Genomic DNA, 15,216 nt, shown 5'->3' on the forward strand with positions numbered 1-15,216 from the left:
GGGTCAGAGGTAGCCCCACAGACCGCAGATCTCCCTCAGCTCGGCCGGGACCTCGGCTGGGGACGGCAGTGGGCGGCCCTCGACGACCGTGCCACTGCGAATCTTGTCACGCCAGTCGCCGATGCCCTTCACGAATCCGCCGTGATCCTGCCTGCCGTAGTCCAGCATGGCGGGCTCCCAGCCGACGCCGAGGTGATCGCACAGGCCGCGCAGCACGGCCTCGGGGTCGGCGACGAGGTCCTCGTACCTGACGGTCGGGCCCTGGAGGTGGGCGCGGGCCTCCTCCAGGTAGGTCATGTAGGCCAGGGTGCGGGGCACGGCCTCCTCCATGGGCCGGTTCTCGGGGTCGGCCTCGTGCCACGACCGCACGATGGAGGCGGGGTGCCGCAGCAGGAAGACGAACCGCGCGTCTGGCCAGCAGGTCGCGATGCGCCGCCAGGCGAAGACGTTGCTGGGCGTCTTCTCCACCAGGATCGGCTTGCCGCTGCGGACCAGCTCCCGGTGCAGGAGGCGGTCCCAGACGATGTGCTCGATGTCGCTGTGGGTGTGGCCGAGGTGCGCCATCGCCTGCCGTACCGGGTCGGTGGTCAGGCCGACGGTCGTGCGGCGGAAGTGCGTCTCGATGGGCGAGTGGATCCGCGAGTGGCTGTTCAGCATGACCCGCAGCAGCGTGGAGCCGGAGCGCACGGACGACAGCAGGAACACCGGTCCGCGCAGCAGCCGGTCGCAGGCGGGGTCCACGGGCGGGCGCACCACGTCGCCGGGCATCCGCTGCGCCTCGGGCGCCGGCTTGGGCGGCGGCGCCGGCCGTTTCTGGACCCGGCGGGTCAGCGTGTATCCGGTCAGCCCTTCGAGGGTGGCGTTGGCCCTGTACCTCCAGCTCATGGGCACGCACCGTAGACACCGGCCGTGAACCCACGGTGAATACCGGCTGTGAGGACGCCTACCCCCCAGCTATCTTGACCAATCGTTCTAGATAAGACTAAGGTCTCCCCCGTGGCCAGAACCAAGGAATTCGACCCCGACGCCGCCCTGCAGGCCGCGCTCGAGCTGTTCTGGGAGCGCGGTTACGAGGCGACCTCGATGGCCGACCTCGTCGAGCGGCTCCGCATCGGCCGGGCGAGCCTCTACGCCACCTTCGGCGGCAAGCACGAGCTGTACGTCAAGGCGCTCCACCGCTACCTGGAGACCCGTCACCCGTCGCCGGTCGAGCTGCTCTCGCAGCCCGGCCCCGCCCTGCCCGCCGTCCGGCGCCTGGTGGAGCTGTACGCGGCCCAGTCCTCGTCCGAGGAGGGGCGACGCGGCTGCATGATCGTCAACGCGGCGGCCGAGCTGCTGCCCCGCGACGAGGAGGTGTGCCGCCTGGTCGACCGCAACTGGGACGCCCTGGAGACGGCGCTGACCTCGGCGCTGATCCGGGCGCGCGCGCAGGGCGAGCTGGCTCCCGACAAGGACCCGCGGGCCCTGGCGAGGTTCCTGCTCGTGATGCTGCAGGGCATGCGGCTCATGGGCAAGGCGTCCGCCGACCCCGCGCGCCTGCGCGACGCGGCCGCGCAGGCGCTCAGCGTGCTCTGACCCCGCCATGCCGTCGGAAGGCTTTCGCATGCCCTCAATCTTGACCGATCGGTCTAATATGGCCAGGCGGGCTTTCGTGGTCCTGGGAGCCGTCCAGGTCACGCTCATCGCCTCCATCACCCTGCTCGTCGTCCCGCTGCCGGCGATCCAACGGGAGATGGGCCTCGGCCGTCCCGACCTCGCCCTCCTCACCTCCGCCTACGGGCTGTCGTTCAGCGGACTGCTGCTGCTCGGCGGCCGGCTCGCCGACCTGTACGGGCACCGGCGCCTCTTCACGACCGGGGTGGCCCTGTTCGCCGCGGCCTCGGCCGTGTCGGCCGCCGCCCCCGGCTTCGCCGCGCTGCTGCTCGGCCGGTTCGCCCAGGGGGCCGGCGCGGCCCTCGCGGCGCCGGCGGCGCTGGCCCTCGTCCGGTCGCTGACGCCGGACCCGGCGCGGCTGCCGCGCGTGCTCGCCGTGTGGGGGACGCTGTCGGTCTCCGGCGCGACGGCGGGCAGCCTGCTCTCCGGCGTGATCGTGGCCCTCGCCTCGTGGCGATGGGCGTTCGCCCTCCCGGTGGCGGTGTCGGCGCTCGCCCTGGCCACGGTCCGGCGGCTGCCCGCGCCCGAGCCCCGGCCGGGCCGGCTCGACGTCGCCGGGGCGGTGCTCGCGACCGCAGGCATGGTCGCGCTGACCTACGGACTGCTGCACGCCGCCGCCGTCCCGGCGGTCGCGGGCGGGCTGCTGCTGGCGGCGTTCGTCGCCGTCGAGGCCCGTGCGGCCGCGCCCCTGCTGCCGCCCGCCTTCCTGGCGTCTCCGGCGCGGGCCGCGGCGCTGCTCGCGGTGCTCGTCACGGCGGCGGCCAGCGCCACCCACACGTTCTTCCTGACCCTGTGGTTCCAGCAGGTGCGCGGCCTGTCGCCGCTGCTGACCAGCGCCGCCTTCACGCCGTACCTGCTGGTCCTCGTCATGGGGCCGGTCGCCGGGCGGCTGGCCGGCCGGTTCGGCGCGCGCGCCGTCACCGTCGCGGGCCTCCTGCTGGGAGCGGTCGCCATGGCGCTGTTCAGCCTGATCGAGGCCGACACGCCGTACGCCGGCGTGGTGCTCGCCGGGCTGCTGCTCTTCCCCGTGGCGTCCGGGCTGGCCTTCTCCGGCGCGACCGTCGCCGCGCTCGACGGGGTGCCGCCCCGGCAGACGGGTCTCGGCGGCGGGCTGCTCAACACCGCCATGGAGGCCGGGCCCACCGCCGGGCTGGCCGCACTCGCCGCCGTCGCCGCCGCCGTCACCGGGCCCCGCCAGGACCCCGCCGCGGTCACCGACGGCTACGCCGCCGCGCTGGCGGTCGCCGCCCTCGTCTTCACTCTCACCGCGGCGCTGGTCGGCGTCGCGCGATCACCTGGAATGAGGCAACCATGATGAGGTTCGCAGGAAAGTCCGTCCTGGTCACCGGTGGCGGCTCCGGCATCGGCCGGGCCACCGCCCTGGCCTTCGCCCGCGAGGGCGCCCGGGTCGTGGTGGCCGGGCGCGGCCGGGAGCCGCTGGAGGAGACCGTGAAGCTGGCCGAGGAGGCCGGCGGGCGGGCCACCGCCATCACGGCCGACGTCACCCGGGCCGCCGACGTCGAACGGCTGGTCGCCGGCGCGGTCGCCGCGTACGGGGGGCTGGACGTCGCCGTCAACAACGCCGGCGTCCTCACCGCTGGGCCGGTCGCGGAGATGGACGAGGCCGACTGGGCCCGGACGTTCGAGGTGAACGTCACGGGGGTGATGCTGTCGATGAAGCACGAGATCAGGCACATGCGGGCCGGCGGGGGCGGGGTCATCGTGAACGTCGGCTCCAACCTGGGGCCGTACAAGCGGGTGCCCGGCATGGGCGCGTACGCGGCCAGCAAGGCCGCCGTCAGCGCGCTGAGCCGCACCGCGGCGCTCGAGTGCATCGGGGACGGCATCCGGATCAACACGGTCAGCCCCGGAGCGCACGACACCTCCATGTCCCGGCTGCCGGGCGAGACGGACGACGAGCGGGCGGCCCGGCTGGGGATGCCGATCGGACGTGTGGGGACGCTGCGGGAGGCGGCGGGGGCGATCCTCTGGCTCGCCTCGGACGACGCCGGCTTCGCCGTGGGCCACGATCTCGTCGTGGACGGCGGCGCGACCGCCTGACCCCGCCCCCGCGCGTCCGCCTCACCCCGCCCCCACGCGCCCGCCGATCCTGCGCGGCGCGACCGCCTCACCACGCCCCCGCGCGCGGCCGCCCGGTCGTGGGCGGGGTGCGGGGGCGATCATAATGGGCGCTCGTGAACCGCCGTCATTTCCTCGCTCTCGCCGCGGCCGCCGGGCTGGTGGCGGCCTGCGGTCCCGTCCCCGGCCCCGGGTTCGGACGGGACGCGCCGGGCGGCGGGTCGCATGCGGCGCCCGAGGCCGGGGGCGGCCATGGGCCCCGCGTCACCCCCGGCGTCCCCGTGGACACCGGGGAGCAGGGCGGATTCCGGAACCCGCTCGGCATCCCGCCGCTGATCGACCCGGAGCCGGGGCCGGACGGCGTGCGGCGCTTCGAGCTGACCGCGCAGTCGGGGCGGACCCTCCTGCCGGGCGGTCACACCGCTCCCACCTGGGGCTACAACGGCGACCTCCTCGGCCCGACGCTGAGGGTGCGGCGCGGCGACGAGGTGCGGTTCGCCGTCACGAACGCCCTGGAGGAGGCGACCACCGTGCACTGGCACGGCATGCGCCCGCCCGCCGCCGTGGCGGGCGGACCGCCCCGGCCGATCGCGGCCGGCGCGACGTGGACCGGGCGCTGGGTCGTGGATCAGCCCGCCACCACGGCCTGGTACCACCCCTACCAGCTCGGCCGGACCGCCGGGCACACCGACCGGGGCCTGGCCGGCATGATCGTCGTGGACGACTACGCCAGGCGCCGTGGCCTGCCGTCGGCGTACGGGGTGGACGACATCCCGCTCATCCTGCAGAGCCCGCGGCTCGGCCCGGACGACTCCTCCGGCGGCGACGCGTGGCCGGGCGGGCGGGTGCTGGTCAACGGCACGCCCGACCCGTTCCTGGCCGTCACCGCGGAGCGGGTGCGGTTCCGCGTGGTGAACGGCTGCGGTGACCGGGTGTTCGACCTGGCCTTCGCCGACGGCAGGCCGTTCCACGTGGTCGGCAACGACGCGGGCCTGCTGGCCGCGTCGGTGGAGGTGAGCAGGGTCTCGGTCGCGCCCGGCGAGCGCGTCGAGCTCGTGGCGGCCTTCGCGCACGGCGAGACGGTGCTGCTGCGCTCCCTCGACGGCCGCGCGGAGAGCGAACAGGACGCCGAGCAGGACCCCGAGCCGGACGGCGGGCCGGGCGCCGGGCAGGGTCCGGAGCGGGAGGGCGTCGACCTCCTGAAGATCGTCGTGGCGTCCCGGCTCACCGCGGCGCGCCCGGTGCCGCGCCGGCCGGCGGTGGGCCTGCTGCCGATCGAGGTGCCGCCGGGCGCCCGGGTGCGCCGGTTCGAGGTGGCCGAGCGGCGTTCGACAGGGGCGGACCCGGCCCGGGCCGACGCCGTGGTGCCCGCGGCCGGCACGGAGGTCTGGGAGATCGGCAACCCGGCCGGCCCCGCCGTGTTCCACCTGCAGGGGGCCTTCTTCCAGGTGCTGGACGTGGACGGCGATCCGGCGCCGCCGTACGCCCAGGGCCACAAGGACACGGTGTACCTGCCCGGCGGCGCGGCGGTCCGGCTGGCCGTGCGCTTCGGCGGGCTGGCCGACCCGGGCGCTCCGTACCTGTACGACCTGCGCGCCCTCGGCGGGGCGGGGACGACAGGCCGGTTCCTGATCGTCCAACCGGGCGAGGAGGGCCGCGCGCCAGGCACCCTGGCCCCGCTCTCCGCACCCGACGATCTTCAATAATGCGGATAAGTCACCATATTGAGCATTAAGGACTCCTTTATCGCGCCCTGATGGTGAAGGGGGGTAGCCCTCGCGACGGCGTTCTTGATAAACATTCACGCGCCGCCTCGCAGGGGCCTTCCTGAACCGGCTATCCATTAAGGGCGATAGTGAGCGAACCGATTCAGCACCGAGCTCGGTGGACGGGCGCAGATCGCCGGAGGCGGCTCTCTCGACGACGGGAGAACGCCGTTGCTCGCCGATGACTTCTTCCTCATCGCCTGGGACACGACGGGCTCCGGAAAGCCCCGACTGAACGGGCCCGCCCTGGCGCTCGGCCTGGCCGGGGCCCTGATCGCCGAGCTGGTCCTGGAGCACCGCGTCCTCGTGCGCGGTGTCTCGCTCCAGGTCACCGACCCGCGGCCGGTGCGCGAACACCTCGCCGACAGAATTCTGGCCGACATCGGAAACGCGCCCCAGCACACGGACGTCCGCACCTGGCTCGCCTATCTCGCCAGACGCGCCGTCGCCGACGTCACCGCGCGAATGGCGCGTGCCGGGTTACTCGACCGGGAAACGACGAGAATGCGCAGGCGCCGGCCGAGCCGCTATTTCGCCACCGATTTCGGCCGGGCGGTGTGGCCGTCCACCAGGCTACGGCTGTCCCTGGCCCGCGGCAGGCCGCTGTCGCACGACGACATGGTCCTCGCCGCCCTCCTCGACGCCTGCGGCATGACGGACACCGTCGTGGAGGACCCCGACCACCGGCAGGCCGCCCGCCGCCGCCTCGCCGGCATGCTCACCGCGCTGCCCGAACCGGTCGGCGACCTCACCCGCCACGTCCGGGCGGCCGTCGGCGACGCCGTCCTCACCTACCGCTCCTGATCCCGTTCCGCACGGCACACCGCGACCGGGACGGGCCCCCCGCGCCCCGGACGCGGTCCCACCGGCACCAGAGAGGAAGCCCATGCGCACCGCGCACACGAGCACCGGACCGGACCCGATCGTCAGCGCCCTGGCCGCCGACCGGCTCGGCGCCCCCTCGGTCGTCTACTTCGTGCTGTCGGCCGCCGCGCCGCTCACCGTCGTGGCCGGCGTGGTCACCACGGCGTACGCGGTCACCGGCATCACCGGCCTGCCCGTCGCGTTCCTGGCCGTGGGGGCCGTACTGGCCCTGTTCGCCGTCGGGTACGTGGCGATGGCCCGCCACATGGCCAACGCCGGAGCCTTCTACACCTACGTCAGCCGGGGACTGGGACGCCCCGCGGGCATCGCCGCCGCCTGGGTGGCGCTCATCGCGTACAACGCCCTGCAGGTCGGCCTGTACGGCGCGTTCGGGGCGGCCGCCACACCGCTGGTCGAGCGCTGGGCCGGCGTCACCCCGCCCTGGTGGGCCGTCTCCCTGGTCGCCTGGGCGCTGGTGGCGCTGCTGGGACTGATGCGGGTGGACCTCAACGGCCGGTTGCTCGCCGTCCTGCTCACCGCCGAGGTGGCGGTGATCCTGCTGTTCGACGCCGCCGACCTCGTCGCCTCCGGCCCGGCGGGGCTGTCGGCGGCGCCGCTCTCGCCCGGCGGGCTGCTGGCGCCGGGGGTGGGCGCGCTGGTGGTCATCGCGACGCTCGGGTTCGTGGGCTTCGAGTCGGCCGTGGTCTTCTCCGAGGAGAGCCGCGATCCGCGCCGGACCGTGCCGGTCGCCACGTACACCTCCATCGCAGTCATCGCCGGCCTGTACGCGCTCTCGGCCTGGGCGATGACGGTCGCCACAGGTCCGGCGAACATCGTGGAGACCGCGCGCCGCGACGGCGCCGAGACGATCTTCGTGATCGCCGCCGCCCAACTCGGGCCCGTCGTGGTGGACATCGCCCGGGTGCTGTTCGTCACCAGCCTGTTCGCCGCGATGGTGTCCTTCCACAACACCACCTCGCGCTACTTCTTCGCGCTCGGCCGCGAACGGGTGCTTCCGGCCGCCTTCGGCCGGATCCGGCCGCGCACCGGGGCGCCCCAGGCCGGCTCGCTGGCCCAGAGCGCCGTCGGCCTGCTCGTCATCGTGCTGTACGCCGTGCTCGGCCTCGACCCTCTGGTGCACCTGTTCTTCTACGGCGGCGCCTTCGGCGGGTTCGGCGTGCTGCTGCTGGTCTTCACGACCTCGATCGCCGTCATCGCGTTCTTCTCGCGGGAGCCGAGCGGGGAGAGCGTCGGCCGCCGGCTGGTCGCCCCGGTGCCCGCGGCCGTCGCGCTGGGCGTCATGGTGACGCTGGCGGTCGGCAACTTCTCGGCGCTGCTCGGGGTCGAGGAGGGCCATCCGCTCACGTGGCTGCTGCCCGCCGTGTACGTCGCCGCCGCCGTGGTGGGCCTGGCCTGGGCGTTCGTGCTGCGGGCCGGCCAGCCGGCCGTCTACTCGCGGGTCGGGCTGGGCGCCAAGGCCGCCACCGTGCAGGAGGAGATCCGTTGACCACGCACCCGCCCGGCACCCCCGCCGCTCCCGCCGGCACGCCGGACAATCCCGCCGGCACCCCCGCCGCTCCCACCGCCACACCTGACGTGCCCGCCGCTCCAGCCGTTCCCGCAGGCACCCCCGCCGTTCCCGCCGGCGCGCCCGTCGTGCGGCGAGCGGGCGCCGGCGACACCGCCTTCGTGGCCGAGCTGATCGCGACCGCCTTCGCCCCGCTGGACGCGGTCGGCTACCTGGTGCCCGATCCGGCCCACCGCCACGAGATCATGACCGCCGACTTCCGCATTCTCGTGGACCACGCGGCCGAGCACGGCGAGATCCACGTCATCGACGACGGCCCCGCCGTCGCGGTCTGGCTCCCCCGTACGGCGCCGCTGCCTGAGCCGCCCGACTACGACCGCCGTCTGACCGAGGCGACCGGACCGTGGGCGGAGCGCTTCCGCACCCTGGACGCCCTGTTCGACAAGCACCACCCGGCCGAGCCGCACCACCACCTGGCCTTTCTCGCCGTCCATCCCGAGCGGCAGGGCCGGGGTCTCGGCAGCGCGCTGCTGCGCCACCACCACGCCCGGCTCGCCGGGCTGCCCGCCTATCTGGAGGCCAGCAGCCGGCGCAGCCGTGACCTCTACCTGCGACACGGCTACCGGCCGCGGGAGCCGTTCGCCCTGCCGGACGGGTCCACGTTCTGGCCCATGTGGCGGCCCGGCACGTGACGAGCCGGCCCGCGGGACGCCCCCGGGACGTGACGCGGGCCGCGCGGTGAAGGCCGCTACACGCACGAGCTGTGACCAGGCGGAAGCCGTCAAGCGATTCGCCCTTGATTTCCCGACATGTAGCTATACCCTGTCCCGGACCTACGTGGCTGTGGCATGGAGGGCCGGCATGGGCGAGTTCGACGGGATCGACGTCAATTTCGCGGCGCCCATGGGCGCCGCCGAGGATTCGGCGTCCATGCGGCCGGGATTCAAGCTGGTCGCCGACGACCTGTCCGTCGCCAAGCTGCCCGTAGTGGGAATGGGAGTGGTCGGCGAGCTGTTCCGCTGGAAGTACAACGAGGTCGTCGAATCGGACTTCGACAACGCCGTGCGTGGATGGAAGGCGGCCCACCAGATGGGTGCGGCGTTCTACAACAACGGCGTCATCTATGTGGACGTCGAGAACATCACCAGCGCCCAGATGACCAATCTCAAGCGCGATATCGGCGAACTGTTCGCAACGAAGCCGCCCGCCACCTATCAGCCCACCGAGCCTTCGTGGCTCAAGTCGAACCGTCACGATGGTCATTTCGGGGACAGGAACCCCCTGCGCACCATGGCGGTGTCCGCCGCAGCTCTCACCGTGATGGACTGGCACAAGATCAGAGGACCGGTGTCGCAACTGGCGAGGACGAGCGCCGGAATGTACGCGTTGAGCACACTCGCCTCGCGGATGACCGTGCAGGGCCTCATGGTCATGGCGCTGGCCGGCCTCTTCGTCATCCCCTCCGACGAGGCGATCGACAGGGCGCTCTACGCCTACGCCGATGCGGGATCCAAGGTGAAGGACCTCAAAGGGACGGCGTCAGCGATTCCCGCCCGGTTCGAGCAGTGGAAGGGGGCGGCCGGAAAGGCGGCCGGAGATCGCCTGGAGGACTTCAACGAGGCGCTCAAGAGGTACGAGGCATATCTGATCCTGCGCGGCGAGTCTCTCCGCATCACGGTCGAGGCGCTGGACAAGGCGTACGCCGTGATGCTCGGAGTGGTGGGCGCGCAGGTGGTGCGCATGCTCGTCCTCTTCGCCCTCTCGACGTACAACCCGACGCTCATGACGGCGAAGGAGGCGTCGGCCGCGCAGCTCGCCGCGTCGCTCGCCGCATTCGGGAAGAGGGTGAGAAGCGTGTTCCTGTCCGCGAGTATCGTCATGGGTGCGGCAGGTGTACTGCCGCTCTTGGGAGAGTTCGACACGGAAGTCATCGGCTACGGGGAGCAGAAGCCGCTGCCGAACCACAGAAGCGCCTGAACGCGGTGAGGTGAGGCGCCGCCGGCGGATGAGCGCGCCGCGCCGACCACTACGGGAGGATGCCCCGAACGTCATCCAGCGAGCGGGAGACCTCAGTTACGCGGCGGCCCCGGCTCATGGTCGGGATCCACGCGCGGGCGACCCTCTTTGAACGGACCTATGTGCTCACCACGGTCCCTTTCGCGCTTCCAGGGATTGAGGCTGAACCAGTCCTCCCACTGCCTCTTCAGCCACCGCTTGAGATTCTCCCGCGCCTGCTTCTCACGGGTCTTCTTGTACCATTTCATGTAGCATTTCCGGTTTTTACACCGGGGTGGCGGATCCGCCGTGGCGACCTTGGCCGCACCAGTGACGACAGAGGCCGTGACCGCAGCCGATGGTGAGACCTGGGGGCTCGCGGAATTCGCCGGGGCGGCGACGATTCCAGCGGCGAGGGCTCCAGCAGTGGCCGCGATCGCCAGCCTGCGCCCGCATGTGATGTCGGGCATTGTCATCATCTTCTTCCTGGACCTTGGATGATGACTCATCTCTCTCGCCGAGGAGATCAGACACAGCGTGACCGGTCCACCCTTCCATCCCAAACACTCGGGCAGTTTCTCTTGGCGGCGCACCTACAGCTCATGTCGGGGAATGTCCGCGCGGCCGGCGAGCCCGGACGCGTTGCCGGGGCACGGCCGGCGTGTTTCAATGCGTTCACACGGTGCTGCCGGGCGGGCGGGCCATGAGCGGGTTCCTCTGTCGTTCGCGAACAAGGGATCCTCATGAGAGCAATCCGGTCGGCGGCCCTGGCGGCCGCACTGGCCGTGGCCCTGATCGCCACCGCCCTGATGGTGCCCCGGCAGGCGCAGGCCCACGGCGTCACGATGTTCCCCGGCAGCCGCACGTACCTGTGCTGGCAGGACGGGCTCAGGGAGAACGGCCAGATCATCTCCTACAACCCCGCCTGCGCGGCGGCCGTCGCGCAGAGCGGCACGACTCCGCTCTACAACTGGTTCGCGGTGCTGCGCTCCGACGGCGCCGGCCGCACCGCGGGTTTCATCCCCGACGGGCAGATCTGCAGCGGCGGCACCGGCGGGCCGTACGACTTCTCCGCCTACAACGCGGTCCGCTCCGACTGGCCGCTGACCCACCTGACCGCGGGCGCCACCATCCGGGTGCGCCACAGCAACTGGGCGGCGCACCCCGGCTCGTTCGTCTCCTACATCACCAAGGACGGCTGGAACCCGAACGCGCCGCTGAAGTGGTCGGATCTGGAGCGGTTCGGCAGCGTCACCGACCCGCCCCAGTCGGGCGGGACCGGCGGTCTCAACTACTACTACTGGAACGTCCAGCTCCCGTCCGGCAAGAGCGGCCGGCACATGATCTTCACCCACTGGATCAGGTCCGACAGCCAGGAGAACTTCTACAGCTGCGCCGACGTCGTCTTCGACGGCGGCAACGGCGAGGTGACCGGCGTGGGCCCCGGCGGCAGCACGCCGCCGGACCCGACGGTGACCCCGACCGTCAGTCCCACGCCCGCCGGCTCCTGCACCGCGACCTGGCGCACCGCCCACACGTGGAGCGGGCACTTCCAGGCCGAGGTCACCGTCCGCAACATCGGGACGAGTCCGCTGAACGGCTGGACGGTCGGCTGGACCTACGGTGGCGGCCAGGGCTTCTCCGGCTCGCCCTGGAACGCCACCCTCACCGGGCAGCCACCGCAGGTCGTGGTGAAGAACGCCGGCCACAACGGGAACCTGGCGGCGGACGGCACGACGACATTCGGCTTCAACGCCACGGGCACGCCACCGTCGCCGTCGCCCGCGCTGTCGTGCACCAGCCCGTAGACCCGATGCCCGCGGACCGAACGCCTGCGGACCAGATGCCGGCGGGCACGACACCGGCGGGCACGACATCGGCGGGCACGACATCGGCGGAGCATGCGGGCGTGGCGGCGCCGGCGCGCCGGGTGAGGATCGCGACGGTGGTCGCGCTGCTCCTCGTCCCGGTCGCCGGGGCCGCCCTGCTCGTCGCCGGCCACCAGGCCAGGCAGCACGAGCTGGAGGGACGGCTCGCCGTCCTGGTGACCGGGCTGCTCGAAGGCGCCACCGCGGACGAGCACCGCCGGCACGGGCACGACTTCGGCCACGACCGCGGGCAGGGGGCCGTGCACGGGGCCGGCGAGGTCGTCTGCGCCGTGGACCCCTTCGGTGTCGAACCGGCCGGCGCGGCGACGGTGGCGGAGGTGGAGTGGGTGTACGCCCACCACATGTGCGCGATCACCGGTCCGGGCGCCGGCTGGGCCCGGTCCGTGCGCGCATCCGGCCCCATCGCCGTACGGCTGGGCGACCCGCCGGTGGTGCGGGTGCCGGAGCCGGGGGCGGGTTACCCGGAGCGGGTCAGGCGGCTCGTCCCGGAGCGGCACCACGCCGCGGCGTTCGGCGGGTTCGGCGACGATGACGCGATCGAGGCGGCCCGTCGCCGGTTCGCCGCCGCCACGGGCCAGTAGGACGGCCCACATGGGGACGCGGCCGGCGGAGAGGGGAGGTCTCGCCGGCCGCGTCTCGCCATCCGGGCGGGATGGTTCATGAACGGTCGCACGGAGTACGGGGGCGGCCTCACCTCCTGGGGTCCGTCAGGGAGCGCGACTTTGGGAGCGCTCCCACGTAGCATTGTGGAGGGCCTCGCCCACATGTCAACGCACCGCCGGCCGCTGCCCCGCAGCGCTTCGTCCTACCTGCCGTCCGGCATGAAACTTTCACCGTGGCAGCGTCCGGGCCGCACCCGGCAACCTTCCGGAATGCGTAACGACGCGCGTGAGCCGCACCCGCTCGGGTAGGCAGTCGCCCGTATCCGAGGAGGAGGCCTCATGACCCAGCATTCGACCCGGCCCGAGACGATGAAGGAGACGGACGTCATCGACCTGCTGCTGGCCCAGCACGCGATGATCCGGGACCTGTTCGACGAGGTCGAGCGGGCCCCGGCCGGCGAGCGAGGCGAGGCGTTCACCCGGCTGGTCCGGCTGCTCGCCGTGCACGAGACCGCCGAGGAGGAGATCATCCACCCCTACGCCCGCCGCACGCTCGACGGCGGCGACGGCGTGGTCGAGGACCGCCTCGAGGAGGAGCGGCAGGCCAAGGAACTGCTCCAGCACATGGACCAGGCGGGCCCGGACGATCCCGACTTCATGGCCAACCTCGCCGTGCTCCGCGCCGCCGTGATGGCGCACGCCCGCAGCGAGGAGCGCTACGAGTTCACCAAGCTGCGCGCCAGGACCAGCGCCGCCGAGCGCCGGGCCATGGCCGTGGGGGTCAAGGCCGCCGAGGCGATGGCGCCCACCCACCCCCATCCCGGCACCGAGTCCGCCACCAAGAACGTCCTGGTGGGGACGCCCGTGGCGATGATGGACCGGGTGCGCGACGTGATCCGCAAGGCGACCGGGCACTGATCCCGGCGGGGCTCTCGGGGGTAGGGCTGGCCCCACCCCCGTACGCCGGTCCGCGGGATCGCGGCGGCGGGGCCGGCGTCCGTAGCGTTTACGGCATGACGACCCTCCGCCAGCGCATCGCCACCGACACCCGCTACGCCCTCGGGGGCTTCCCGGCCGCCACCATCTCGTTCGCCCTCGTCGTGTCCGGCATGGCGGCGGGGATCGGCAGCCTGGTCGCCGTCGTCGGCGTGCCCATCCTCGGCGCGACCGCCGCGACGGCGCGGCGTTTCGCCGACACCGAGCGCGAGATGGTCGCCGAGGTGCTCGAACACCCCGTCGGCCGCCCCGTGTACCCGGACGCGCCGCCGTCGGCCGGCCTGCTGCGCCGCCTGGCCAACCCGGTGGCGGGCGCGCAGGGCTGGCTCGACATGCTGCACGCCGTCATCGCCTTCCCCTTCGCCGTCCTGTCCTTCGCCGTCACCCTCACCTGGTGGGTCGGCGCGATCGCCGGACTGTCCTTCCCGCTCTACGGGTGGATCCTCGCCGCCATCCCCGGCATGGAGGGCCTGCCCGAACTGCTCGGCCTCGGCGACGGCACGGCCACGTTCGTGATCTTCAACACGGCCGTCGGCGCGCTGTTCGCGGTGACGCTGCCGCCCGTCGTGCGGGGCATGGCGCTGGTCAGGGCCACGCTGGCGCAGGCGATGCTCACCCGGCCCGTCCGCCCGGCCGTCCAGGAGCCGTTCTCGCCGTACGCCGACCTGCTGGCCGCCCGCCGCGCCTGAGACGCACGGGGGCGGAGCGCAAGCAGAAGGAGCCGGCCGTCGTGGATCCCCTCCCGGTCCGCGGCGGCCGGCTCCTCCCCCCCTCCGCGACCAGCATGGCGGCTACCCGGCTGAGCTGGAAGGATACGTCGTTCCCAGGAACGGGATTCCCCGGCGACACCTCCGGTTAGGTGCCATAATCGCCCTGATGCGACCTGCGGACGCGAGCCCCCGGGGCCCGTTGGGAGACTTTCTCAGCAGCCGGCGGGCCCTGGTCAGCGCCTCCGACGTGGGGCTGCCGGAGACCGGCTTCCCCCGGCGCGTGCCGGGGCTGCGGCGTGAGGAGGTCGCCCAGCTCGCCGGCATCAGCATCGACTACTACACGCGGCTGGAGCAGGGGCGGGTGCGCACCGCCTCACGCGCCGTGCTCCACGCCATCGGGCGGGCCCTGCTGCTCAACGACGACCAGCAGCGCCACCTCATCCAGCTCGCCCACCCCGACGAGGCGGACGACCGGGGCGGTGACGGCCGCCGGCGCGTCAAGCCGCAGGTCGAACGCCTGCTGGCCAACCTGGTCGACACCCCCGCCCTGGTGCTCGGCCGCTATCTCGACATCGTCGCCTGGAACCGGCTGGCCACCGCCCTGCTCGGCGACCTGGCGGCCATGCCGCCGCAGCACCGCAACTACGCCCGCATGACGTTCCTCGACCCCCATGTCCGCTCCCTGTTCGTCGACTGGAAGGAGCGGGCGCAGGAGACGGTGTCAGCGCTGCGGCTCGCGGCCGGCGCCGACTGCGCCCGGCCGCGGCTACGGGAGCTGGTGGGCGAGCTGTCGGTACGCGACCCCGACTTCCGCACCTGGTGGGCCCAGCACCTGGTGACGATGCGGACCTCCGGCAGCAGCCGCCTCGACCACCCGGTGGCTGGGCGGTTCAACGTGGACTGGCAGGTGCTGACGGGCGTCGACGACCAGGCGCAGGTCATCGTGCTGATGAGCGCGCCCGCCGGCACGCCCGACCACGCGGCCATCAGGAAGCTGGACGCGTGGGCGCACCGGCAGGGCCTGACGCACGGCACGTCGGCGGCCGTGCCCGCCGCCGAGGAGCCCTGACCCGGCAGGCCACGGAGCGGCGAGCAGCGAAACACCCGATTCGAGCCGCCGGGACACCCCGAGCG

The 15,216-nt window shown here is 73.1% G+C and carries 15 protein-coding genes; 14 read left to right on the plus strand and 1 reads right to left on the minus strand.

Going from position 1 to position 15,216, the window contains the following annotated elements; all coding sequences use genetic code 11:
* Window positions 1-3: 3 nt before the first annotated feature.
* Window positions 4-885 (minus strand): sulfotransferase family protein, encoded by an 882-nt coding sequence (locus CXR44_RS35375; RefSeq protein WP_245899827.1) that lies wholly within the window; start codon window positions 883-885, stop codon window positions 4-6.
* A 111-nt stretch (window positions 886-996) separates the two neighbouring features.
* Here CXR44_RS35375 and CXR44_RS35380 point away from each other — a divergent pair, with 111 nt between their 5' ends.
* The 14 genes from CXR44_RS35380 to CXR44_RS35440 all read left to right on the plus strand — a co-directional run bounded on the left by CXR44_RS35380 (window position 997) and on the right by CXR44_RS35440 (window position 15,151).
* Window positions 997-1,575 (plus strand): TetR/AcrR family transcriptional regulator, encoded by a 579-nt coding sequence (locus CXR44_RS35380; RefSeq protein WP_101790499.1) that lies wholly within the window; start codon window positions 997-999, stop codon window positions 1,573-1,575.
* A 58-nt stretch (window positions 1,576-1,633) separates the two neighbouring features.
* Window positions 1,634-2,968, plus strand: a complete 1,335-nt coding sequence (locus CXR44_RS35385; protein ID WP_245899829.1) for an MFS transporter — start codon at window positions 1,634-1,636, stop codon at window positions 2,966-2,968.
* Window positions 2,965-3,714: an SDR family NAD(P)-dependent oxidoreductase gene (locus CXR44_RS35390; RefSeq protein WP_342748636.1), complete on the plus strand. Its 750-nt coding sequence runs from the start codon at window positions 2,965-2,967 to the stop codon at window positions 3,712-3,714. The genes CXR44_RS35385 and CXR44_RS35390 overlap by 4 nt, the downstream gene beginning before the upstream one ends.
* Window positions 3,715-3,848: 134 nt before the next feature.
* Entirely contained in the window at window positions 3,849-5,438 is a 1,590-nt protein-coding gene (locus CXR44_RS35395) for a multicopper oxidase family protein (protein WP_101790678.1), read from the plus strand.
* A 231-nt stretch (window positions 5,439-5,669) separates the two neighbouring features.
* On the plus strand, window positions 5,670-6,302 hold the full coding sequence (locus CXR44_RS35400; RefSeq protein WP_180903864.1) for a GOLPH3/VPS74 family protein: 633 nt from the start codon (window positions 5,670-5,672) through the stop codon (window positions 6,300-6,302).
* A gap of 82 nt (window positions 6,303-6,384) precedes the next feature.
* Entirely contained in the window at window positions 6,385-7,869 is a 1,485-nt protein-coding gene (locus CXR44_RS35405) for an APC family permease (RefSeq protein WP_101790503.1), read from the plus strand.
* Complete coding sequence (locus tag CXR44_RS35410; RefSeq protein WP_281260319.1) at window positions 7,866-8,582, plus strand: GNAT family N-acetyltransferase; 717 nt, start codon at window positions 7,866-7,868, stop codon at window positions 8,580-8,582. The genes CXR44_RS35405 and CXR44_RS35410 overlap by 4 nt, the downstream gene beginning before the upstream one ends.
* 169 nt (window positions 8,583-8,751) lie before the next feature.
* Window positions 8,752-9,867 (plus strand): hypothetical protein, encoded by a 1,116-nt coding sequence (locus tag CXR44_RS35415; RefSeq protein WP_101790504.1) that lies wholly within the window; start codon window positions 8,752-8,754, stop codon window positions 9,865-9,867.
* Between the two features lie 363 nt (window positions 9,868-10,230).
* On the plus strand, window positions 10,231-10,386 hold the full coding sequence (locus CXR44_RS39165) for a hypothetical protein (protein ID WP_219602207.1): 156 nt from the start codon (window positions 10,231-10,233) through the stop codon (window positions 10,384-10,386).
* Between the two features lie 242 nt (window positions 10,387-10,628).
* On the plus strand, window positions 10,629-11,693 hold the full coding sequence (locus tag CXR44_RS35420; protein ID WP_101790505.1) for a lytic polysaccharide monooxygenase auxiliary activity family 9 protein: 1,065 nt from the start codon (window positions 10,629-10,631) through the stop codon (window positions 11,691-11,693).
* Between the two features lie 101 nt (window positions 11,694-11,794).
* Window positions 11,795-12,355, plus strand: a complete 561-nt coding sequence (locus tag CXR44_RS35425) for a hypothetical protein (RefSeq protein WP_101790506.1) — start codon at window positions 11,795-11,797, stop codon at window positions 12,353-12,355.
* A gap of 360 nt (window positions 12,356-12,715) precedes the next feature.
* Window positions 12,716-13,294, plus strand: a complete 579-nt coding sequence (locus tag CXR44_RS35430; protein ID WP_245899834.1) for a hemerythrin domain-containing protein — start codon at window positions 12,716-12,718, stop codon at window positions 13,292-13,294.
* Between the two features lie 95 nt (window positions 13,295-13,389).
* The gene (locus CXR44_RS35435) at window positions 13,390-14,061 is read left to right on the plus strand and encodes a sensor domain-containing protein (protein WP_101790507.1); all 672 of its coding nucleotides are present in this window, start codon (window positions 13,390-13,392) and stop codon (window positions 14,059-14,061) included.
* 187 nt (window positions 14,062-14,248) lie between these two features.
* A complete protein-coding gene (locus tag CXR44_RS35440; RefSeq protein ID WP_101790508.1) occupies window positions 14,249-15,151 on the plus strand; it encodes a helix-turn-helix transcriptional regulator in 903 nt (300 codons plus the stop codon).
* Window positions 15,152-15,216 lie beyond the last annotated feature (65 nt).

The organism is Nonomuraea indica (assembly GCF_002850745.1).
Classification (GTDB): domain Bacteria; phylum Actinomycetota; class Actinomycetes; order Streptosporangiales; family Streptosporangiaceae; genus Nonomuraea; species Nonomuraea indica.